Below are 21,750 nucleotides of genomic sequence, written 5' to 3' on the forward strand. Positions count from 1 at the left end.
TGTTGGTGGCTTCTGTTGAGAAGCCATGTTGGGCTATGTTAAAATAATTAAAGTGTCTCGAGAGGAGGTAGGGGATGAATCGGTTCATCCGGAATTCTGCTTTTTATTTGATTCTTTTTTTAGTTGTGGTGGGGATAGTCCAGTTCGTCAGCAATGGCGGCGAAGCCACCGATAATCCTAGATATGATCAGTTGCGCGCGGCGATCAAGACCAATAATGTCTCTGAATTGACGGTTCAATTCAACGGTCAGACGTACCTCGTGACCGGTCAATACAGGAAGACGCCTGACGGAGCCAAATCAGAAAATTTCTCAACGTATATTCCTCCTACGGATGAGGCAATTAGTGAGCTTGTAGCTGCAAGCGAAACGAACAATTTCGAATATCATCAGGAACCTATGAAAGGTGACAGCATCTGGTTGACGTTGCTGACTTCCTTTATTCCTTTGATCATTATGTTCCTGCTGTTCTTCTTCCTGTTTAATCAGGCTCAAGGCGGCGGCGGTAAAGTAATGAACTTTGGTAAAAGCCGTGCTCGTCTCTATAACGAAGAGAAGAAACGGGTTACGTTTGAAGATGTTGCGGGTGCTGACGAAGAGAAACAGGAGCTTGTTGAAGTCGTGGACTTCCTCAAAGACCCTCGTAAATTCGCAGCAGTAGGTGCACGGATTCCTAAAGGCGTACTGCTTGTAGGTCCTCCGGGTACAGGTAAAACCTTGCTCGCTCGTGCTGTTGCCGGTGAAGCGGGTGTGCCATTCTTCAGTATTTCCGGTTCTGACTTCGTTGAGATGTTCGTCGGTGTCGGTGCATCTCGTGTACGTGACTTGTTTGAAAATGCGAAGAAAAACGCCCCATGTATCATCTTTATCGATGAGATTGATGCTGTAGGACGTCAGCGTGGTGCTGGTCTTGGTGGTGGTCACGACGAACGTGAACAAACACTCAACCAGTTGCTCGTTGAAATGGACGGATTCGGAGCCAATGAAGGTATTATCATCGTTGCTGCAACGAACCGTGCTGATATTCTGGACCCTGCCTTGTTGCGTCCAGGACGTTTTGACCGTCAAATCACGGTTGATCGCCCTGACGTGAGAGGTCGTGAAGCGGTTCTGAAAGTACACTCACGCAACAAACCACTCACCAAAGATGTGAAGCTGGACATTATTGCGAAGCGTACTACCGGATTCTCCGGTGCCGATTTGGAAAATCTCTTGAATGAAGCGGCATTGCTTGCGGCACGTCGTAATCGCAGAGATATCTCCATGCGTGAAGTAGACGAAGCGATTGACCGTGTCATTGTTGGTACGGAGAAGAAAAGCCGTGTTATCAGTGACCGTGAAAAACGTATTGTTGCTTATCACGAAGCAGGTCATACCATTGTAGGCTACTTCCTGGAACATGCCGATATGGTACATAAAGTTACCATTATTCCGCGCGGACGTGCGGGTGGATATGTAATCATGTTGCCAAAAGAAGATCGTATGCTTGTTACCAAGCAAGAATTGCTGGACAAAATTACTGGACTCCTTGGTGGCCGCGTTTCCGAAGAACTGTTTATCGGTGAAATCGGTACGGGTGCATACAGTGACTTCCAACAAGCGACGGGTATCGTCCGTAGCATGGTTATGGAGTACGGTATGAGCGAGAAGCTGGGACCTATGCAGTTCGGTAGTTCGCAGGGACAGGTATTCCTGGGTCGTGATATCGGTCACGAACAGAATTACTCAGATTCCATTGCTTACGAGATCGATCAGGAGATGCAACGCTTCATCAACGAATGCTATGAGAAGTGTAAAGACTTACTCGTTAAACATTCTAAAGAAGTGCATCTGATCGCGAACACGTTGCTGGAAGTGGAGACATTGGAAATGGATCAGATCAAGCAATTGATCGAGACAGGTGCCCTGACTCCAAAAGATGAGAACAGCAACGATGGAGAAGGTACGCCTAGCGAAGGCGGAGAAGCGATCATCGACAACATCGGTGATGTACGCGTCCGTATCCAAGGCAAAGATGAAACGCCTGAACCACCAGCCGGAGATATTCCTAACGAAGCTCCGAATCTGGACAAAGGAAACAGCAATGACCCGGATGATGGTGGAACGAAGCCAACGTCTTAATTTATAACACCATCTGTCCTATAGTGGCAGATGACAAGGAGAGCCTTCGGGCTCTCTTTTTTTATGTATTCCTTCAAATTGTATAGATAATGATAACCGGGAGCTATAGGGCGAACTACGTAGGAAATGGGTGGTTATGCCCTTGTTCTGGGGCGATTTCATTTATTGACAGAGTCGTGAACGTTGTGTACATTAGGTGTTAAACCGCTTGTGATTCGTTTCTCAAGCGAAAATAACGACTTGGATTTGCCATATGAAACAGCGTATAAGGCTGTCCCGATAAGGAGAGGATCACAGGTGGAAGCTCTGGCTTTAGAGCGCAAGGCTGAGATGAACCGGGAGCTGCGCGAGCGGCTGATGGAGTTGAAGAAGGAACGGAATGCCATTATTCTTGCCCATTATTATCAACGTGACGAGGTACAGGAAGTCGCTGATTTCCGGGGAGATTCGTTTTTGCTGGCTCAGAAGGCGGCACAAACCGATGCGGATGTTATCGTTTTCTGCGGAGTTCATTTTATGGGTGAAAGCGCTAAAATTCTTGCCCCTAACAAAACGGTTATCATCCCCGACGAGCGTGCAGGCTGCCCAATGGCGGACATGGTGAACGTTGAAGGCTTACGTAAATTGAAAGCACAGCACCCGAATGCCAAAGTTGTAACGTACATCAATTCCTCAGCTGAGATCAAGGCAGAGACCGACATCTGTTGTACATCGGCCAATGCTGTCAGAGTCATTCAATCTGTTGATTCCGATGAAATCATCTGGGTACCGGATAAAAATCTGGGACATTATGTGCAACAACATACAGACAAGAAAATGATTATCTGGGAAGGTTACTGCAATACCCATGATATGCTGACTGTCAAAGACGTGGTAGAGATGAGAGCGAAGCATCCAAATGCCGAGTTCGTTGTTCACCCGGAATGTCGTCCTGAGGTTGTAGAGATGGGTGATTTCGTAGGTAGCACAACCGCCATTCTGGAATATTGTAAGAATTCGTCCGCTAAAGAATTTATCGTAGGTACCGAGGACGGTACAGGATACCAACTGCGTCTCGATAGCCCGGACAAACAATTCCACTTTGCTACCAAGTTCCTCGTATGTCCGAACATGAAAGTCAATAACTTGAAAAAGCTGGTTAAATGCTTGGAAACGATGAAGCCGCAAATTTACGTGCCTCCAGCCGTTGCCGACAAAGCCAGAGAATCACTAGAGCGCATGTTACTGGTGAAGTAGCATGCGTTACTCTTGCTCCAAGACAGGTGAAATAACATGATACCGCAATATTTAGTGGATTTTGATCTGTCCGCGCTGCCGATGGTGGAGACGGATGTGCTGGTTATTGGTTCGGGCATTGCTGGTTTGTTTACTGCGATCAAGGCGAGTGAACAACGCAGTGTGTTGATGATCACGAAGAAGTCGTTACTGGAAAGTAACACCCGGTATGCGCAGGGGGGAATCGCTGCGGTTATCGCTGAGGATGATTCACCTGCCTACCATTTGCAGGATACACTTGTTGCAGGAGCGGGATTATGCCGCTCCGAAGCAGTAGAAGCATTGGTGAACGAGGGCCCGGATGGAGTGAAAGAACTGATTCGACTGGGTACTTTGTTTGATCTGGAGAACGGCGAGTTGGCGTTGACGCAGGAAGGTGCGCACAGCCACCGCCGTATTTTGCATGCCAATGGGGATGCAACGGGATATGAGATTGTGCGTGCACTGGCTGTACAGGCGAATGAACATCCGGGGATTAAAGTGTGGGATGAGCATTTTGTCATTGACCTGATTACAGAGCAGGGAGAATGTGTAGGTGCGCTAGTACAGAAGGCTGACGGTTCGCAAGTATTTGTGAAGGCAGAGGCAACCGTTCTCTGCTCTGGTGGGGCTGGACAGTTGTATCGATATACGACCAATCCGGAAGTGGCTACAGCAGATGGCGTGGCGATGGCCTATCGTGCCGGAGCAGTTGTCCGGGACATGGAGTTTATCCAATTCCACCCGACCTCCCTTTGTTATCCGGGAGCACCACGTTTCCTGGTGTCCGAGGCTGTACGTGGCGAAGGAGCTTATTTGCGCAATGTGAAAGGCGAGCGCTTCATGGAACGGTATCATGCACAACTTGAACTGGCACCACGGGATATCGTTGCGCGGGCCATTGTCAGTGAGATGGAATCGACAAACAGTACCTTTGTATATTTGGATATCACTCATGAACCAGCGGAGATGATTAAACATCGGTTTCCTACCATTTATGAGACCTGTATGCGATACGGACTGGATATGACCACAGACTGGATTCCAGTTGCTCCTGCTGCACATTACATGATGGGCGGAGTGAAGACGGATCTCAGTGGGGAGAGCAGCATTAGCCGGTTATTTGCCTGTGGTGAGGTATCTTCTACTGGAGTACACGGAGCCAATCGTCTGGCGAGCAACTCTCTGTCTGAAGCAATCGTATTTGGCCGGAGAATCGTGGATCGAATTCAATCCCTTCCTCCGCTTGCTTCAATCCAGACAAAGGTTCCCACATTAACAAGTATTCGCAGGATCATAAAGGAAGAGCAGAAGCCGGTGTCCGAAAGACGTTTGCGTCTGCAAAAAATGATGGTGCGTCAAGTGGGGCTGCGCCGGAATGGCGCTAACCTGCAAGCAGCAATAGAGAAACTGCAACATGAACTGCAATTTTTTGATCAGAAGTTTACTCACAAAGAAGAGATGGAATATGCCAACCTTTTGACCTGTGCCTGGTTGGTTACCACTGGAGCATTACACCGCGAGGAAAGTCGGGGAGCACACTACCGTGAGGATTTCCCGCAGCGTGACGATGCCGTATGGCAGAAGCATAGTCTGCAGCAGCGAGAACAAGCGATTGTGGAGGAATTGATGTCATGATACTGAACGGATATAATGAAGGACTCATCGAATCAATTAAAAACTGGCTTCGTGAGGATGTTGGTGCAGGGGATGTCACAACAACTGTGACGATTCCCGCCGGCAGTCAGTCCAAGGCCGTGATACATGCCAAAGACAATGGAATCATTGCAGGAATTACGGTAGCAGAACTCGTCTTTCAGGTAGTGGATCCTGGCCTTGCGTTCACACCGATGGTAAAAGACGGTGATGCAGTTACGCATGGTACGATTCTGGCTGAGGTAGAAGGAAGCACACATAGCTTGCTGACAGGAGAGCGTCTGGCCCTTAACCTGCTTCAGCGCATGTCTGGTATCGCTACCCGCACACGTACTTATGTTGATGCGTTGGAAGGCCTTTCTACACGTCTGGTCGATACTCGTAAAACAACACCGGGACACCGCTTGCTTGAAAAATATGCAGTGCGGGTTGGTGGCGGAGCAAATCATCGGTTCGGCCTCTATGATGCCGTCATGATTAAGGATAACCACATCAAGGGCGCAGGCGGGATTACTGAAGCTGTACAGCGTGCGCGATCTGTCATTCCGCATACAATGACCATTGAAGTAGAGACCGAAAACATGGAACAGGTCAGAGAAGCCTTGCAGGCTGGGGCAGATATCATTATGCTGGATAACATGCACCCAGACCGGATGCGTGAGGCCGTTGCTCTTATTCGTGAGCAGGCTCCGCATGTGAAAGTTGAGGCATCGGGCAACGTCTCGCTAAATACCATTCGTGGTATTGCAGAGAGCGGAGTGGATGTAATTTCAGTTGGCAGGTTAACCTACTCTTTTGAGAGCCTGGATATTAGCCTGGATTTAAACGAAAAGAAAGAGGGGTGAACCTCTTTGATTCTTGTGGTAGACGTGGGCAACAGTAATATCGTACTCGGCGTGTATCAAGGCCGGGAGTTGCTCCACCATTTTCGCCTGAGTACATCCCGGCAGTCGACAGTGGATGAATACGGCGTATTGATTTATAATTTATTTCATATGTCGGGTATTTCAACACGCGACATTGAAGGTGTGATCATCTCATCCGTGGTTCCACCGCTGGTGAATGTGATTGAAGCCATGTGTGAGAAATACGTAGGCAAAAAACCGTTACTTGTTGGGCCTGGTATCCGAACCGGCCTGAACCTGCGGTATGAGAATCCTCGTGAAGTTGGCGCGGATCGCATTGTTAATGCAGTAGCAGCCGTTGAGAAGTATGGCGGCCCTCTCGTTGTGGTCGATTTCGGTACAGCGACTACATTTGACTGTATTGACGAGAAAGGAAATTATCTGGGCGGGGCTATCGTACCCGGCATCCATATTGCAACCGAAGCACTCTATGAACGAGCGTCCAAGCTACCTCGTATTGAATTGGAGAAGCCCAAGAAAGTCATTGGTCGCAACACCATTCATGCGATGCAGGCCGGCATTATTTATGGTTATGCAGGACAGGTGGACGGTATCGTGGAGCGTATTCGCGAGGAAATGGGAGCCAAGCCTAGAGTTATTGCAACCGGAGGCCTTGCCAAGCTGATTGCAGAAGAAACACGCAGCATCGATGAAGTGGATCCGCTGCTTACGCTTGAAGGGCTGCGTATCGTTTATGAGCGGAACCGGGAAAGGTAAGAACAGAGACGGCAAACAGCGGGCTGAGATTACAGTCTTATATGTTATGCCGTTTTTTCTATAACTGGCGATTACGCCAAAGGAGGCTGAATGACTTGGAAAACAACAACAAACAAGACCGGTTAATTCGCGGTACAGCAATGAACGGACGGGTTAGGGCCTTTGCTGTTCAAACGACAGAACTGGTTGAGGAACTGCGCAGAAGACATGATACGTTTCCCACGGCTACAGCAGCTATGGGGCGTACGGTTACAGCAGCATCCATTATGGGTGCTATGCTTAAAGGAGAAGAGAAGCTCACAATTCAAGTCAAAGGTGACGGTCCCATTGGACAGATTGTTGCCGATGCTAATGCGAAGGGTGAAGTTCGTGGTTATGTAAGCAATCCGCATGTACATCTGCCGAGCAACAGTATGGGTAAACTGGACGTTGCTGGCGCAGTTGGAACCGAAGGATTCGTGAACGTAACGAAGGATTTGGGGCTGAAAGAGCCTTACCGCGGCAGTGTGCCAATTATTTCGGGAGAACTTGGTGAAGACTTTACGTACTATTTTGCCAAATCGGAGCAGACGCCTTCTGCTGTAGGCGTTGGTGTACTGGTGGATACCGACAATTCGGTTATTGTAGCCGGTGGATTCATTGTACAGTTGCTTCCAGGTTTGACGGATGATGAAATTACTGTGATTGAAAATGCCATTGGTACAATGCCGCCAGTGACATCACTGCTGGCTGAGGGGCTTGAACTAGAAGCGCTGCTTCGTCGTGTACTGCTTGATGTACAGGTCATGGACGAAATGGATATTCATTTCCACTGTGAGTGTTCACGTGAGCGGGTAGAGAAAACGTTGATCAGTCTGGGTCAATCCGAAATGGAACAATTGATTGAGGAAGAAGGCCAGGCTGAAGTGGTCTGCCAATTTTGCAATGAGGCTTACGATTTCAACAAGGAACAACTTGAGACCATCCTAGAGCAAGCCAAGAACTGATTTTATGCGGGGACGGGACGCGGAATGACAAGACAGGAAAAAGGGTTATGGACGGCTGTAATTGTCTTGACGCTTGGAATGCTGGTGATGGGTTCAGTTATGGTTGTGCAAGGCTTACGAAATGGACGTGAAGGAGCAGATTCGCCTCAGGATACCAATCAGGAAGAGGGAAATGCGGTAGCAACGATCAATGGGGAGGTCATCACCAACAAGGAATGGACCGAGGCATTGAAACGGCGCTATGGCAGTGAATTGCTGCTCCAGATGCTCAATCGCAAAGCCGTATATGCGGAAGCACTCGATCGTAATCTGACGGTGACTCCCAAAGAAATTGCGAAGGAACTTGCCGCGGCCATGGATGGATATGATTCGGAGAAGGCTTATTTTGACGAAATGCAGTCTCAACTGGGTTTATCCAGGCAGGACCTTGAGTTGGAGGCGGGATACCGACTTCTGCTTGAGAAAATCGCAACGAGCGGTATACAGATCAAGGATGCAGATATCGAGCATTATTGGAACGAACACCATGAAGACTATGTTTCCCCAGAGAAATATGATCTGTCTATTATTGTATTGAAGGAAGAGGACCAGGCAAAATCAGTTCTGGATGCGCTCGACAAGGGAGCAGACTTTGAAGAAACCGCACGTAATGAATCGACAGACAGTTACTCCCGTGATTCGGGCGGTCGTCTGGGATGGATTGAGCAGAACGATCCGTTTCAGTCCGAAGCAATTCTCAAACTTGCAGCTCAACTGGACGTTGGTGATATTGCGGGGCCAGTGAAGATGGAAGAAGGTTACGCCATCATTAAAATGAATGACAAACAAGAGCGTCAAGTGCAATCTGCAGAAGAGGTTCGTGAAGAAATTCGGATGCAGCTTGCTCTAAGCCAGGCTGATCCCCTCCCCCAGGTGGAGGAAAGGTTACGCAACAAGTATGAAGCTGTCATCATCGCTGAAATTCCGGCATCCTGATTATCCTGCAAACGAATGTCCTACTGCATCTTGATAAAAATACTCTGTCTACGGCCTTAGGGCCCAAGGCGGAGTATTTTTTTGAGTACTCATATTGACAATAGGGTGTAACGTTGATAAGATAAAAATAATCAAAAACCTACTCATTTACTCGGAATAAAACCATTTATATGAACAAAGAAATCTTCGAAAACCCAGTTTCTGTCCGGTTTATTGCAGACGGAATGAACTCAGACGGATTTCCGTAGTTCTTCTATAACATCTAGAGGCTGCTCGGCCACACATGTATATGGCAACAGGACTTAAGTAGTATTCATCCCACTAAGGAGGGCATTCATATGGCTAAAGTAGTTAATAACGTAACAGAACTTATCGGAGGTACTCCGCTTGTTCGTCTGAACCGTATCGTACCTGAAGGCAGTGCTGAAGTATTCGTGAAACTGGAATACCAGAATCCAGGTTCAAGCGTCAAAGACCGTATCGCGATTAGCATCGTGGAAGAAGCGGAAAAAGAAGGCAAGCTGAAACCGGGTGATACCATCATCGAAGCAACAAGTGGTAACACAGGAATTGGACTGGCTATGGTGGCTGCAGCCAAAGGCTATAAGTCTGTTATTGTTATGCCGGAAACGATGAGTATGGAGCGTCGTAACCTGCTTCGCGCCTACGGAGCTGAGCTTGTGCTCACACCGGGAGCCGAAGGTATGAATGGTGCAGTTAAAAAAGCTGAGGAATTGCTTAAGGAAAATCCATCTTATTTCATGGCTGAGCAATTTAAAAATAAAGCCAACGTGAAGATCCATCGTGAAACGACTGGCCCTGAGATTGTTGAAGCTATTCAATCTGTAGGCGGTACGTTGGATGCTTTCGTTGCAGGAATCGGTACAGGCGGAACGATTACAGGTACAGGCGAAGTGTTGAAGGAATCCTACCCTGGGATTAAAATCGTTGCCGTTGAACCAGCAGCTTCGCCAATCTTGGCAGGTGGCAAACCGGGTCCTCACAAAATTCAGGGGATCGGTGCCAACTTTATTCCTGAGATTCTTGATCAGGAAATCTATGACGAGATCATTCACATCGAGAACGATGATGCGTTCGAGACGGCTCGTCAGGTAGCGAAGGAAGAGGGCATTCTGTCCGGTATTTCTTCTGGTGCAGCCATCCGTGCAGGTCTGCAAGTGGCTAAACAGTTGGGTGCAGGCAAACGCGTTGTCGTGATCGTGCCAAGTAACGGCGAACGTTACCTCAGTACGCCACTTTACAACTTCGAAGCTTAAGCCTAACAAGTGATGAAACAAATCCTCCTTGCCCGTATGCCGGGTGTGGAGGATTTTTTGCTGAATGCTTTTAAAAGCAGCGGCGCTTTAGTATACTATCAGACAATAGAACTAGCGACAGATGGAGGGCGGCAAACCGCAATGACACACCTGATGACAACATACGCCGACTGGACAGAGTGGGCCGGAGAAGGTTGGACCATGATGCCGTATATGATCAAGTCGGATAAGGGACCGTATCATGGCGGTTTACCGTTAACGTGGGAAGCAGCCTGGCAGCAGGCGTCACCCTATGCAATGGTGTTGGAGAATGGTAAAGGCGGAAGGTATACCTTTCTGGGATTAAACCCGGTATCCGTTATCTCCGGCAAGGGCAACGAAGCTGTTATTCATGATCTTATTCAAGGCAGTACCCGGACAGACTGTGGTAAACCGCTTGAAGTATTAAAAAGATGGGCTGCGCCGTACAGCGCACCAAAGGTGAGCGGGGCTCCAGACTTTGGTGGTGGATGTGCAGGTTATCTAAGCTATGACGTAGCCAGATCTTTGGAAAAGCTGCCAACCTTGGCAGAAGACAACCCAGCTCTCCCGGATTATTGGTGGATGCGGTTTGAAGAAATATGGGCGTATGACCATGAGCAGCAGGCACTGTTCTGCATGGTTCATCTGGCTGTACGGCCGAATCAGGATGAAGCTCAGCTCCGTATGCTGTACGCAGAAGCAGAAGAGCGGGCAGCAGCCATGCAGCAGCGATGGTTGCATATTCTGGGATTTGCCCAGGCGGAAGAGCAGCAGCAGGCATTGGAGCATCGCCATAGCCACATTCATCTCACTGCGCAATCAGCGGATGCGGAGCGGGAAACGGAAGGGTGGCATACCTCCTTTCCTCAAGAGGACTTTGAGCAGGCGGTACGCACAGTGCAGGAATATATCCGGCAAGGGGATGTGTTTCAAGTGAACCTATCCCTACGGCAAGAAAAACGTCTGAAGTCCAGTGCAGAGCACATCTACGAATGGCTTCGTCTCGTGAATCCCTCTCCTTACATGGGGATGCTGCGTAGTCCTGATTTCCAACTGGTGAGCGGATCACCTGAATTGCTCGTCAAAGTGGATCATGGCAAGGTGAGCGCTCGTCCGATCGCAGGAACACGGAGAAGAGGACGGGATGAAGCAGAAGATGAGTTGATGGCCGCTGAGCTGCTGAACAGTGAGAAGGAACGGGCAGAGCATATAATGCTGGTCGATCTGGAGCGGAATGATATCGGGCGAATTGCAGCTTATGGATCAGTGCATGTGCCTGAACTGATGACGATCGAGAAGTATTCGCATGTCATGCATCTGGTGTCTCAAGTCGAGGGGACGCTGGCAGACGGACTATCCGCTTTTGATGTGATTGCAGCGACGTTCCCAGGTGGAACGATTACAGGTGCACCCAAAGTTCGCACCATGGAAATCATTGAAGAACTGGAGCCTGTGCGTCGTGGACCGTATACAGGTTCGATTGGGTGGATGGACTACAGTGGCAATATGGAGTTGAACATCGTCATTCGTACACTTTCCATTAAAGATGGAGTGGGATATGTGCAGGCAGGAGCGGGCATCGTAATCGACTCCGATCCATATCGGGAATACAAGGAGTGCCGCAACAAGGCAAGAGCCATGATGAGGGCTGTCAATTACAGCGAGGAAGCAGAAACCGTTAAATTAAAATAATCAAGCAGCCGTCCCTGTGTGGGCGGAAGAATAGGAGGAACAGAGATATGATACTGGTTATCGACAATTATGATTCCTTCACATACAACCTGGTTCAATATCTGGGTGAACTGGGGGAGACGGTGGAAGTTCGCCGTAATGATGAAATTGATCTGGCAGGCATTGAGGCGTTGGCACCTGATCATATTTTGATCTCACCGGGTCCTTGTACTCCAAATGAGGCAGGTATTAGTCTGGCGGTCATTGATCACTTCAAGGGCAGTATTCCGATCTTCGGCGTTTGTCTGGGACATCAGGCGATTGGACAGGCTTTTGGAGGCAATGTTATTCGCGCGGACCGTATGATGCATGGCAAAACATCGGATATGCATCATAACGGAACGTCCGTATTTACCGGATTGCCATCTCCCTTTACGGCAACGCGGTATCACTCTTTGATCGTGGAGCGCAGCAGTCTGCCAGATTGTCTGGAGATTACGGCCGAGACGGCGGAAGGCGAGATTATGGGCTTGCGTCACAAGGAATATGCGATTGAAGGTGTTCAGTTCCATCCCGAATCCATCATTACGGATCACGGTCATCAAATGCTGCGTAACTTCCTGTCTCAGCAGGTAAAGGTATAGAGATGAAATATGCCGCGATAAACGGAGAATTGGTCAATATGGCGGCAGCCGTGGTTCCGGTGACGGATCACGGCTTTTTGTACGGACTTGGATTGTTCGAGACGTTTCGGACGTATCAAGGAGTTCCTTTTCTATTGGAACGTCATTTGCAGCGGATGGCTTCAGGCTGTCGTGAACTAGGCATTCCTTTCACAGCAACAGCAGCGGAGGTAACGGGCTGGATCAAAAACCTGTTGCTTGCTAACGAACTTCAGGATGCCTATGTACGCTATACGGTATCCGCGGGCGAGGCTCCCCTCGGGCTACCTTCAGGAGATTATGTGAAACCCAATCATATCGTATTGGCAAAAGCACTACCTGAATCCTCTCCCTCCCTATACGAAAATGGAAAAATGCTTCAACGACTGTCGACGCCTCGTAATACGCCTGAAGGAGAAGTGCGGTTCAAATCGCTGCATTACATGAACAGCATCTTGGCGAAACGTGAACTGAACGGATACGGGCAGCATGTACAAGGAGCGGAAGGTCTGCAACTCACCCGAGAGGGCTGCATAGCTGAGGGAATTGTCAGCAATGTGTTCTGGGTGAGACAAGGTGTAGTCTATACGCCAGCACTTGCGACTGGCATCTTACCGGGAATCACCAGAGCCGTTGTACTGGAGCTTGCAGCTCACCGAGGAATACCTTACGAGGAAGGATTCTTCCCTTGGGAGGAGCTGTTACAGGCAGATGAGATCTTTTTGACAGGCTCTGTTGCTGAACTTGCTCCAGTTACTACGTTGAGGGATCAGGATGGAACAGAAACAGTAATCAGCAGCGGACATATCGGCCCGGTTACAGAAGCGCTTCTGGGTATGTACCGGCAGAAAGCGGGGTATACTTCATGACACTTACACCAGTCATTTATGAACGGAATTATGCGTGGGGGCCAGCAGAGCTAAAACTTGGCACACGTACACTTATTATGGGCATTCTGAATGTCACACCGGACTCCTTCTCGGATGGGGGACGTTATACCAGTGTGGAGCGAGCGGTGGCTCACGCCATTCAGATGATGGAAGACGGCGCGGATCTCATTGATATTGGCGGGGAATCCACACGTCCGGGTTCAGATATCGTTGGCGCTGATGAAGAACTCAGCCGAATCATTCCGGTCATTGAAGCACTGCGGCGGCAGGCTCCACATATTCCGATATCGGTAGACACCTATAAAGCGGATGTTGCTCGGCAGGCCATTCAGGCTGGAGCGCACATCATCAATGATGTGTGGGGTGCCAAGGCTGACCCGGAGATGGCACGTACTGCGGCAGAACTGGGATGTCCTCTGATTCTAATGCACAACCGGCAAGAACGAGACTATACCAACTATTTGGTTGATGTAGTCAGTGATCTTCAAGAGAGTATACAGATTGCGTTAGAGGCTGGAGTACATCCCGATCAAATTATTCTGGACCCGGGCATTGGCTTTGTGAAGGATCTGAATGAAAATCTGGCGCTCATGTCATCGCTTGGGTTGCTCAATGAGATGGGGTATCCCGTTCTGCTTGCCACCTCGCGTAAAAGGTTTATTCAGAACACCTTACAGGTACAGGCGGATGATGCGCTGGAGGGTACAGCCGCTACGGTTGCTTTCGGCATAGCCCAAGGATGCCAGATGGTCCGGGTCCATGATGTGAAGCCGATTCGGCGCACAGTGGATATGTGTGATGCCATGTTGTATGCATCTCCAGGCTTGCGGAGGAAATGATACTGGCGGGTCCGGTGACCCGTTCAGCGGAAGCGTAGCGTTTGGCAATAGGAACAAACATCGAACCGTGAATTCATTATATATAGAGGGCAGGCGGAACTTATGGATAGAATGGTAATGCATCGAATGGAGTATTACGGATATCACGGCGTATTTGCCGAGGAGCGGAAGCTAGGGGCGCGTTATTATATTGATCTGGAGATCGATATGGATCTGGGTGAAGCTGGGCGTAACGATGATTTGACCAAAACTATCAATTATGCGGAGATCCATGAGCTGGTAAAACAGATCGTTGAAAATAAATCATTCCAGTTAATTGAAGCTTTGGGCGAACATATTGCATCTTCTTTACTAGACACTTATACTATTATCAATGCATTGACAGTCAAGGTGACGAAGCCACATCCGCCTTTCGATATTCATTTTGGGGGCGTAACTGTAGAGCTTCGCCGCACAAGAAAGTGAGAACCGATCATGATTGCACATTCGACCTCTGAATCTTCAGAGGCTTATATTGCTTTAGGGGCTAATTTGGGTGACCGGGAACAGACCCTGCTTGAGGCGTTAACGTTACTGGATGCACATCCTCATATATCCGTCCTGCGCTGTTCTGCGCTGTATGAGACGGAGCCGGTAGGTTATGTGGACCAGCCAGCGTTTCTGAATATGGCTACTGCGGTACAGACTACACTTTTGCCGGAGCAGCTGCTCACGGAACTGCTGGATATTGAAACACGGCTTGGGCGGGTTCGTGATATCCGTTGGGGCCCTCGTACAGTCGATTTGGATCTGCTTTGGATGGATGGAGAGACGAGTGATACCGAACGGCTGCAACTGCCGCATCCACGGATGGGTGAACGGGCGTTTGTATTGGTGCCACTGGCTGACATCGTAACCGAAGATGAGCATTCAGGTTTGTATACCTTTGTACAATCATCGTTGTCTGTACTGGATGGAAAGGATGGAATACAGCTTTGGAAAACGTGCAATTGGCCAATCGAATCCGGGCTTTCCGGAAGCTGAAAGGTTTAACACAACAGGAACTCGCTGCTGAGACGGGCATATCGCTGGCCATTCTGGGTATGATTGAACGAGGCAACCGCAAAGTCGCTGAACGGGAGCTGAATCTAATTGCCGGGGTACTTTCGATCAGCATTGAGGAGTTACAGGGGAACTAAGGTCGCTTTTTACTAACAAGAAGATATCGTCATTATTCGTTTATTTTATACAAACTAGAACACATCCAGGATTCATGCAAGAGTCGGATTTAAAAAGGAGTGGAACGACTACCATGCTTAAAATTGGTGACATTGAAATGAAAAACCAGGTTGTACTTGCGCCGATGGCTGGCGTGTGTAATCCGGCTTTTCGTCTGATCGCAAAAGAATTCGGAACAGGCCTCGTATGTGCGGAGATGGTGAGTGGCAAAGCCATCGTGCATGGTAATAAGCGCACACGTGAAATGTTGTTTGTAGATGAGCGTGAGAAACCGCTGAGCCTGCAAATTTGGGGGGGAGACCGTCAAGCCCTCGTAGAAGCAGCCAAAATTGTGGACAAAGAAACCAATGCTGACATCATCGACATCAACATGGGATGCCCTGTGCCAAAAGTAACGAGCTGTGATGCAGGTGCACGCTGGTTGCTTGATCCGAACAAAATTTATGAAATGGTATCCGCTGTTGTGGATGCGGTAGATAAGCCAGTTACAGTCAAGATGCGGATCGGTTGGGATAACGAGCATATCTACGTGGTTGAGAATGCACTTGCGGTTGAACGCGCTGGCGGACAGGCGGTAAGTGTACACGGTCGTACACGTGAGCAGCTCTATACAGGTACAGCGGACTGGTCACACATCAAAAATGTAAAAGAGGCTGTCTCCATCCCAGTTATCGGGAACGGAGATGTATCTTCACCGGAAGATGCCCGTCGCATGTTGGATGAAACGGGTTGTGACGGAGTTATGATTGGTCGTGCCGCCTTGGGCAACCCATGGATGTTGTATCGGACCATTCAATACTTGAGTTCCGGCGAACTGCTTCCTGACCCGAATGGGGAAGAGAAGATTCGGGTTGCCATTTTGCATATGGATCGTCTGATTGCACTGAAGGGTGAGGCTGTTGCTGTTCGCGAGATGCGTAAACACCTGGCTTGGTATCTGAAAGGTCTCAAAGGATCTGCCCGCATCAAGGACGTTATTATGGAAGAAACCAAACGTGATGAGATGGTGCACATTCTGGAGAATTTTGTAGGCCAGCTGCATATCGAAGGCAATCTGGAGTCAGAACCGGCGGTAGCCGAAAATGCATCCTGATCTGCTGCTGTAAAACGTTTACAGCTATAGGGGGCGTAACATTGACTTTTCGAGACCGTTACCCTATAATTTCACAGTATAAATTCGCCATGTGCGTCATAAGGCTAGTGCATCAGGAGGAACGTTCTGTTTCTCTGGAGAACTTCATATAGTTTTGAAGATGTATGCGGGCGGAGCTCTGTAAACAGCACTGGTTCCGTTGCCGTGCAATCAAATTATTCCCATGACAGGAGAATCGGTTGAGATGAGCGATAAGGAAGTTATCCTTACACCAGAGGGACTTAAGAAGCTTGAAGAAGAACTGGAAATGCTGAAATCAGTGAAGCGCCGCGAAGTGGCTGAACGGATTAAGGTAGCCATCGGGTATGGAGATATTAGTGAAAACTCCGAATACGAAGACGCGAAGAACGAACAGGCTTTCATTGAAGGCCGCGTTATTACGTTGGAGAAATTGCTTCGGAACGCACGGATTATCAACAGCGACGAGATCGATACCGAAGCTGTAAGTGTGGGTGCAACAGTCACTGTAGAAGATCTGGAATTCGGTGATATCACGGAATATACGATTGTAGGTACTGCGGAGTCCAATCCGCTGCAAAACAAAATATCGAACGAAAGCCCTGTTGGTAAAGCCATCCTGGGTAAGAAAAAAGGTACGGTTGTTGATGTAAGTGTGCCTGCTGGCGTAATTCAATATAAAATTGTAGACATCAAAAAGTAATTAAGCAATGAAGCAGTCGGGTACGGAGACAAAAGCTTCCTTAGGGAAGCTTTTTTCAACATTTGAGGCAGAACACCTCTGAAGATGCCTGCAATGTAAATAAGGAGATGAATATAGATCATGACGGATGAAGTCTTGAATCAGGAAACCGAAACCGAACTAAGTGAGCTTTTACAAATTCGCCGCGACAAATTGGACGAGCTCCGCAAATTGGGGATCGACCCTTTTGGCCAAAAATACGTACGTACGGAAGAAGCCGGCTCCATTCTGAAGAAGTATGAAGAACTGACCAAGGAAGAGCTGGAAGAGAAGCACATCGAAGTCAGTATTGCCGGACGGATTATGGCGAAGCGGGGAATGGGTAAAGCGAGCTTTGCACATATTCAGGACCTGAGCGGCAGAATCCAGATCTATGTTCGTCAGGATACTGTACCGGAAGACAAATATGCCGCGTTCAGCCTGCTCGATCTCGGGGATATTGTAGGTGTATCTGGCGTAATCTTCAAAACCAAGACAGGCGAAACTTCGGTTAAGGTTCAGAATCTCGAAGTATTGTCCAAGTCACTTTACCCACTTCCGGATAAATATCATGGACTCGCGGATGTAGAGCTGCGTTACCGCCAGCGCTATGTTGACCTGATTATGAATCGTGAAGTGCAACAGACCTTCATTACTCGTTCCAAAATCATTCAATCCATGCGTCGTTACCTGGATTCATTGGGCTATCTGGAAGTGGAAACACCGACGCTGCACACCATCGCTGGTGGAGCTGCTGCGCGTCCATTCATCACGCATCATAATGCGCTTGATATGGAATTGTACATGCGGATTGCGATCGAGCTTCACTTGAAACGTCTGATTGTAGGCGGTCTGGAGAAGGTATATGAGATCGGCCGTGTATACCGTAATGAAGGGATGTCGACACGTCATAACCCTGAGTTCACGATGATTGAACTTTATGAGGCATATGCCGATTATCAGGATATTATGCGTTTGACTGAGAATCTTGTTGCTCACATCGCACAGGAAGTGCTTGGCACGCAAGTTATCCAATATGCAGACTATCAAGTGGATCTTACACCACAATGGCGCCGTGTAACGATGGTAGACGCGGTTAAGGAAGTTGTAGGCGTGGACTTCTCCGTGCATATGACGGACGAGGAAGCTCATCGTTTGGCGAAAGAACATAAGGTTCCGGTTGAAAAGCATATGACATTTGGTCATATTCTGAATGCATTCTTCGAACATTTTGTAGAAGAGACGTTGATTCAACCAACCTTTATCATGGGGCATCCGGTTGAGATTTCTCCGTTGGCGAAGAAGAGCGATGTAGATCCACGTTTCACGGACCGCTTCGAGCTGTTTATCGTTGGACGTGAGCATGCAAATGCATTTACGGAGCTGAATGATCCAATTGATCAACGTCAGCGTTTTGAGGCACAATTGCTGGAGAAAGAACACGGGAACGACGAAGCGCACGAAATGGATGATGATTTCATCCGTGCGCTCGAATATGGTATGCCACCAACAGGTGGACTGGGGATCGGTATTGACCGTCTGATCATGTTGTTGACCAATTCGCCGTCCATTCGTGACGTACTTCTCTTCCCGCATATGCGTCCTCGTACACAGGATTAAATAAGGAACGTTTAACTCGTTCATAATAGAAGAGGAACCTGCCGTTCAGTATGATGCTGGTGGCAAGTTCCTCTTTAGGTTTACATAGGCATCGAAGTGACAAATTACTCGAAACAACATGCCTGCCATGAATATATGACAGATCTTCTTCGCCTACCTGTATGTATTATGTTAAAAGAGGTGCCCTTCATGAAGTTTAGGCTTCACATTGCTAAATTCCTATCACCCCCACTGATTCTGGTTGGTGGTTTTATGCTTATTATCACGATCGGTACGATTCTGCTCATGCTCCCCATCTCCAATCAAAGCGGTGAGCATTTGGCGTTCATTGATGCGCTATTTACGTCTACCTCTGCCGCATGTGTGACCGGGCTGGTTGTTGTGGATGTAGGGACGACCTTCAACCTGTTTGGTCAAATCGTGATTATGGTGCTTATGCAGCTAGGTGGACTTGGCTTCATGACCATCGCAACGTTGTTTGCGTTAGTATTGGGTAAGAGAATCTCGCTTAAGGACAGGCTGCTGCTGAAAGAGGCTATCAACGCTGACAGTATGGAAGGCATTGTTCGCATTATCCGCAAGGTGCTAATTTTTTCGTTTACCATTGAAGGAGTGGCTGCTGTTATATTGGCACTACGCTGGGCAACGGAGATGCCTTTTTGGCAGGCGGTATACTATGGTGCTTTTCACTCGGTTTCATTATTTAACAATGGTGGTTTCGATCTGTTCGGCAACAGTTTTCAGTATTATACAGGGGACTGGTTGTTTAACCTGACAGCTTCGGTGCTGGTAGTATCGGGTGGACTCGGCTTTGTGGTGCTGAATGATTTATTTGAGTTCCGCAAGCGCCGTCGCTTGTCGTTGCAGTCCAAGCTGGTGTTGTCCGTATCGGGTGCACTGATTGGTATCGGTGCAATTGTACTGTTTGTATTTGAGTTCACCAATGGGCACACACTGGCGTCTCTCAGTTGGAGCGAAAAGATCTACGCCTCGTTCTTCCAATCTGTCTCTACACGTTCGTCGGGTACGAGCACCATTGATATCACCCAGATGAGGCAGGCTACCCAGTTCTTCTTCATTCTGTTGATGTTCATTGGGGCATCTCCGGGATCAACTGGGGGTGGGATCAAGACGACAACGTTCCTGATCATGATTGGAGCGGTGTATGCCATGATTCGTGGCAATAAAGATATTGTATTTTTCCGTCAGCGTGTTCCGAAAGATTTGCTGATGAGAGCATTGACGATTATTATGGTTTCCTTGATCATATTCATGGTTGTGGTAATGCTATTACTTACAACAGAGGATGCGCCGTTCCTTTCACTTATGTTTGAAGCGGCCTCGGCGATTGGGACAGTAGGTCTGTCGGTGGGAGTAACGCATGAATTAACGGTATGGGGAAAAGTGATTATCGCCTTCACGATGTTTATCGGACGTATTGGACCACTCACCATTGCATATGCGCTTCGTCCTCGTAAAGAGAAGAAGCTGTATCGCCATCCGGAGGGCCGGATTATTATTGGATAAAAAGAAAAACCGTCACGTATCTAGGATTAACCCTATTATGGAATAGGTTAGTCCCAATTGATGCATGACGGTTTTTTTGTTTCATAGAAGCAATTACTCGTCTCCTTCTGGTACGAAGGATAGAGCTGTATTTAATTTTGTGACCGAATGTTATTCTGCATCCCGGCATAACGTTGCAAGATGCGTGGTAAGGATATTCTCCATAATCTTGGTGTTCATCTGGTCAGGACGAAGAATCGCATGAATTCCCAAACCGTCGACCAGTGCGTATAGGCGTTCAATTTCCAACTCCTTATCGAGGTCTGTACGGGAGAGATTGAGCTCCATCAGATAGGTGATAACTGTAGCCATCGCGTGTCTGAGTTCATCATAGACTTTGTCGGCATGCACTTTGAGAACGGGCTCATTCTTGGACTTGGCTGTAAAAGCGTACCACACCTCCATTTCGGCCCTTTTTTCATCCGTACTTGGCAAGAGTTCTAACAACAGAAGCTTCATATTCTCCAAAGGGGACGCATCAAACGACATCTGTGTGATTCGATTCGATACCCGTTCGGACACCAGATTCATTGCGTATAGGAGTAGTTCTGATTGGGTTGAAAAGTAGTGGCGCATAGACCCGGCCGATATTCCTGCTTCTAACGCAATATTTCGAACGGAGGCCTGCTCCATGCCATCTCTTCGGATGACACGCCAAGCCGCTTCGGCTACGAGCAGACGTTGTTTATCATGATCAACTATTTTAGGCATAAAAGGATTATATCATTGTTGATTATTATAATACAAACGTGTTAAATTGAATTTAATACATTTGTGTTATAAAAGGAGTGGATCATTTGATTGCCTATTTTATTATTGGATGTGAGATTGCCTTTTGGGTATTTGTCGCTGCAGGTCTGAGTGTGCGTTATCTGCTTGGCATGAAACGGACAGGGATCGCGCTGTTAATGGCAACGCCCATTGTGGATGTTCTTCTTATGGTAGCGACGGTGATGGATCTTCAACGGGGTGCTACGGCAAGTATGGTTCATGGCATTGCAGCTATATATATAGGTGTAAGTATTGCCTATGGTCATCAGATGATCGCTTGGGCTGATCGTTATTTTCTGTATTGGTTTAAGGGTGGCGATAATCCTCGGAGCAGCAAGGTTTACGGCAGTGAGCATGCAAGTCGTGAAAGAGTGGGATGGCTTAGACATCTATTGGCTTGGGGCATAGGTAGCTTGTTCTTGCTCGCGATGATCTGGTGGATTGGGGATGCGGAGCGTACTGCGGCATTTTCTAATCTCATAAGAGTATGGGGAATCATACTGGGGATCGATTTTATAATCAGCTTCAGTTATAGCTTATGGCCGCGAAAGATGCCTGTGGAGAAAGTGAAGTAACATATAGTGGATAGGGCGGGAGGATCATGCGGATTATCTATGGAGGACAGGTGATCCGCATGTTCTGGGAAGAGAGTGGATAATAATTGATGCAACCTTAAATAAGCCAGGCTTTAGGTGAATAGCTATACGAGAGACAAAATATATATTATTGAAAATAAAGCTTGCAATCGAAATCTGTACATGGTATATTCT

The 21,750-nt window shown here is 48.1% G+C and carries 21 protein-coding genes; 20 read left to right on the forward strand and 1 reads right to left on the reverse strand.

Annotated elements, in window-relative coordinates; translation table 11 throughout:
* Positions 1-74 precede the first annotated feature (74 nt).
* The 19 genes from ftsH (at position 75) to CS562_RS30275 (ending at position 20,170) form a co-directional block, all read left to right on the forward strand.
* Complete coding sequence (ftsH, locus tag CS562_RS30185) at positions 75-2,120, forward strand: ATP-dependent zinc metalloprotease FtsH (RefSeq protein ID WP_076292128.1); 2,046 nt, start codon at positions 75-77, stop codon at positions 2,118-2,120.
* 297 nt (positions 2,121-2,417) lie between these two features.
* On the forward strand, positions 2,418-3,356 hold the full coding sequence (gene nadA / locus CS562_RS30190; RefSeq protein WP_024633731.1) for a quinolinate synthase NadA: 939 nt from the start codon (positions 2,418-2,420) through the stop codon (positions 3,354-3,356).
* A 36-nt stretch (positions 3,357-3,392) separates the two neighbouring features.
* On the forward strand, positions 3,393-5,012 hold the full coding sequence (nadB, locus tag CS562_RS30195; protein WP_099859201.1) for an L-aspartate oxidase: 1,620 nt from the start codon (positions 3,393-3,395) through the stop codon (positions 5,010-5,012).
* Entirely contained in the window at positions 5,009-5,875 is an 867-nt protein-coding gene (gene nadC, locus CS562_RS30200; protein WP_099859202.1) for a carboxylating nicotinate-nucleotide diphosphorylase, read from the forward strand. Before nadB ends, nadC begins: the two co-directional genes overlap by 4 nt.
* 6 nt (positions 5,876-5,881) lie before the next feature.
* On the forward strand, positions 5,882-6,652 hold the full coding sequence (locus CS562_RS30205; protein WP_024633734.1) for a type III pantothenate kinase: 771 nt from the start codon (positions 5,882-5,884) through the stop codon (positions 6,650-6,652).
* A 95-nt stretch (positions 6,653-6,747) separates the two neighbouring features.
* Positions 6,748-7,638, forward strand: a complete 891-nt coding sequence (hslO, locus tag CS562_RS30210; RefSeq protein ID WP_099859203.1) for an Hsp33 family molecular chaperone HslO — start codon at positions 6,748-6,750, stop codon at positions 7,636-7,638.
* Between the two features lie 24 nt (positions 7,639-7,662).
* Positions 7,663-8,613 carry a peptidyl-prolyl cis-trans isomerase gene (locus CS562_RS30215; protein ID WP_076292132.1) on the forward strand — a complete coding sequence of 317 codons (951 nt, stop codon included), beginning with the start codon at positions 7,663-7,665 and terminating at the stop codon, positions 8,611-8,613.
* Between the two features lie 338 nt (positions 8,614-8,951).
* A complete protein-coding gene (gene cysK, locus CS562_RS30220; RefSeq protein WP_063567563.1) occupies positions 8,952-9,890 on the forward strand; it encodes a cysteine synthase A in 939 nt (312 codons plus the stop codon).
* Between the two features lie 141 nt (positions 9,891-10,031).
* Positions 10,032-11,603: an anthranilate synthase component I family protein gene (locus CS562_RS30225; RefSeq protein ID WP_099859209.1), complete on the forward strand. Its 1,572-nt coding sequence runs from the start codon at positions 10,032-10,034 to the stop codon at positions 11,601-11,603.
* Between the two features lie 47 nt (positions 11,604-11,650).
* On the forward strand, positions 11,651-12,226 hold the full coding sequence (gene pabA, locus CS562_RS30230) for an aminodeoxychorismate/anthranilate synthase component II (protein WP_076292133.1): 576 nt from the start codon (positions 11,651-11,653) through the stop codon (positions 12,224-12,226).
* Positions 12,227-12,228: 2 nt separating this feature from the next.
* Positions 12,229-13,113, forward strand: a complete 885-nt coding sequence (locus CS562_RS30235; RefSeq protein ID WP_099859204.1) for an aminotransferase class IV — start codon at positions 12,229-12,231, stop codon at positions 13,111-13,113.
* Positions 13,110-13,973, forward strand: a complete 864-nt coding sequence (gene folP, locus CS562_RS30240) for a dihydropteroate synthase (protein WP_099859205.1) — start codon at positions 13,110-13,112, stop codon at positions 13,971-13,973. The genes CS562_RS30235 and folP overlap by 4 nt, the downstream gene beginning before the upstream one ends.
* A 102-nt stretch (positions 13,974-14,075) precedes the next feature.
* Entirely contained in the window at positions 14,076-14,438 is a 363-nt protein-coding gene (gene folB, locus CS562_RS30245) for a dihydroneopterin aldolase (protein ID WP_053778905.1), read from the forward strand.
* 9 nt (positions 14,439-14,447) lie between these two features.
* Positions 14,448-14,996 (forward strand): 2-amino-4-hydroxy-6-hydroxymethyldihydropteridine diphosphokinase, encoded by a 549-nt coding sequence (gene folK / locus CS562_RS30250; protein ID WP_024633743.1) that lies wholly within the window; start codon positions 14,448-14,450, stop codon positions 14,994-14,996.
* Complete coding sequence (locus CS562_RS30255; RefSeq protein ID WP_053778903.1) at positions 14,948-15,151, forward strand: helix-turn-helix domain-containing protein; 204 nt, start codon at positions 14,948-14,950, stop codon at positions 15,149-15,151. The genes folK and CS562_RS30255 overlap by 49 nt, the downstream gene beginning before the upstream one ends.
* 113 nt (positions 15,152-15,264) lie before the next feature.
* On the forward strand, positions 15,265-16,284 hold the full coding sequence (gene dusB / locus CS562_RS30260; protein ID WP_076292136.1) for a tRNA dihydrouridine synthase DusB: 1,020 nt from the start codon (positions 15,265-15,267) through the stop codon (positions 16,282-16,284).
* 244 nt (positions 16,285-16,528) lie between these two features.
* A complete protein-coding gene (gene greA, locus CS562_RS30265; RefSeq protein WP_076292137.1) occupies positions 16,529-17,005 on the forward strand; it encodes a transcription elongation factor GreA in 477 nt (158 codons plus the stop codon).
* Positions 17,006-17,125: 120 nt separating this feature from the next.
* Positions 17,126-18,643 carry a lysine--tRNA ligase gene (lysS, locus tag CS562_RS30270; RefSeq protein WP_062329341.1) on the forward strand — a complete coding sequence of 506 codons (1,518 nt, stop codon included), beginning with the start codon at positions 17,126-17,128 and terminating at the stop codon, positions 18,641-18,643.
* Between the two features lie 189 nt (positions 18,644-18,832).
* Positions 18,833-20,170 (forward strand): TrkH family potassium uptake protein, encoded by a 1,338-nt coding sequence (locus CS562_RS30275; protein ID WP_076292139.1) that lies wholly within the window; start codon positions 18,833-18,835, stop codon positions 20,168-20,170.
* Between the two features lie 150 nt (positions 20,171-20,320).
* Here the strand turns inward: CS562_RS30275 and CS562_RS30280 are convergent, their stop codons facing one another.
* Positions 20,321-20,920, reverse strand: a complete 600-nt coding sequence (locus tag CS562_RS30280; RefSeq protein ID WP_099859206.1) for a TetR/AcrR family transcriptional regulator — start codon at positions 20,918-20,920, stop codon at positions 20,321-20,323.
* A 77-nt stretch (positions 20,921-20,997) separates the two neighbouring features.
* Here CS562_RS30280 and CS562_RS30285 point away from each other — a divergent pair, with 77 nt between their 5' ends.
* Complete coding sequence (locus CS562_RS30285) at positions 20,998-21,555, forward strand: hypothetical protein (protein WP_306555443.1); 558 nt, start codon at positions 20,998-21,000, stop codon at positions 21,553-21,555.
* Positions 21,556-21,750: the final 195 nt, after the last annotated feature.

Origin of the sequence: Paenibacillus sp. LK1, from assembly GCF_002750415.1 — a bacterium.
GTDB lineage: Bacteria > Bacillota > Bacilli > Paenibacillales > Paenibacillaceae > Paenibacillus > Paenibacillus taichungensis.

Excerpts from the sequence above, each read along its gene's own strand:
- folK (WP_024633743.1), top strand. The coding sequence starts at position 14,448 with ATGATTGCACATTCGACCTCTGAATCTTCAGAGGCTTATATTGCTTTA.
- ftsH (WP_076292128.1), top strand. The coding sequence starts at position 75 with ATGAATCGGTTCATCCGGAATTCTGCTTTTTATTTGATTCTTTTTTTA.
- CS562_RS30215 (WP_076292132.1), top strand. The coding sequence starts at position 7,663 with ATGACAAGACAGGAAAAAGGGTTATGGACGGCTGTAATTGTCTTGACG.
- folP (WP_099859205.1), top strand. The coding sequence starts at position 13,110 with ATGACACTTACACCAGTCATTTATGAACGGAATTATGCGTGGGGGCCA.
- CS562_RS30280 (WP_099859206.1), bottom strand. The coding sequence starts at position 20,920 with ATGCCTAAAATAGTTGATCATGATAAACAACGTCTGCTCGTAGCCGAA.
- nadB (WP_099859201.1), top strand. The coding sequence starts at position 3,393 with ATGATACCGCAATATTTAGTGGATTTTGATCTGTCCGCGCTGCCGATG.
- lysS (WP_062329341.1), top strand. The coding sequence starts at position 17,126 with ATGACGGATGAAGTCTTGAATCAGGAAACCGAAACCGAACTAAGTGAG.
- CS562_RS30275 (WP_076292139.1), top strand. The coding sequence starts at position 18,833 with ATGAAGTTTAGGCTTCACATTGCTAAATTCCTATCACCCCCACTGATT.
- cysK (WP_063567563.1), top strand. The coding sequence starts at position 8,952 with ATGGCTAAAGTAGTTAATAACGTAACAGAACTTATCGGAGGTACTCCG.
- CS562_RS30235 (WP_099859204.1), top strand. The coding sequence starts at position 12,229 with ATGAAATATGCCGCGATAAACGGAGAATTGGTCAATATGGCGGCAGCC.
- dusB (WP_076292136.1), top strand. The coding sequence starts at position 15,265 with ATGCTTAAAATTGGTGACATTGAAATGAAAAACCAGGTTGTACTTGCG.
- pabA (WP_076292133.1), top strand. The coding sequence starts at position 11,651 with ATGATACTGGTTATCGACAATTATGATTCCTTCACATACAACCTGGTT.
- folB (WP_053778905.1), top strand. The coding sequence starts at position 14,076 with ATGGATAGAATGGTAATGCATCGAATGGAGTATTACGGATATCACGGC.
- greA (WP_076292137.1), top strand. The coding sequence starts at position 16,529 with ATGAGCGATAAGGAAGTTATCCTTACACCAGAGGGACTTAAGAAGCTT.
- CS562_RS30225 (WP_099859209.1), top strand. The coding sequence starts at position 10,032 with ATGACACACCTGATGACAACATACGCCGACTGGACAGAGTGGGCCGGA.
- nadC (WP_099859202.1), top strand. The coding sequence starts at position 5,009 with ATGATACTGAACGGATATAATGAAGGACTCATCGAATCAATTAAAAAC.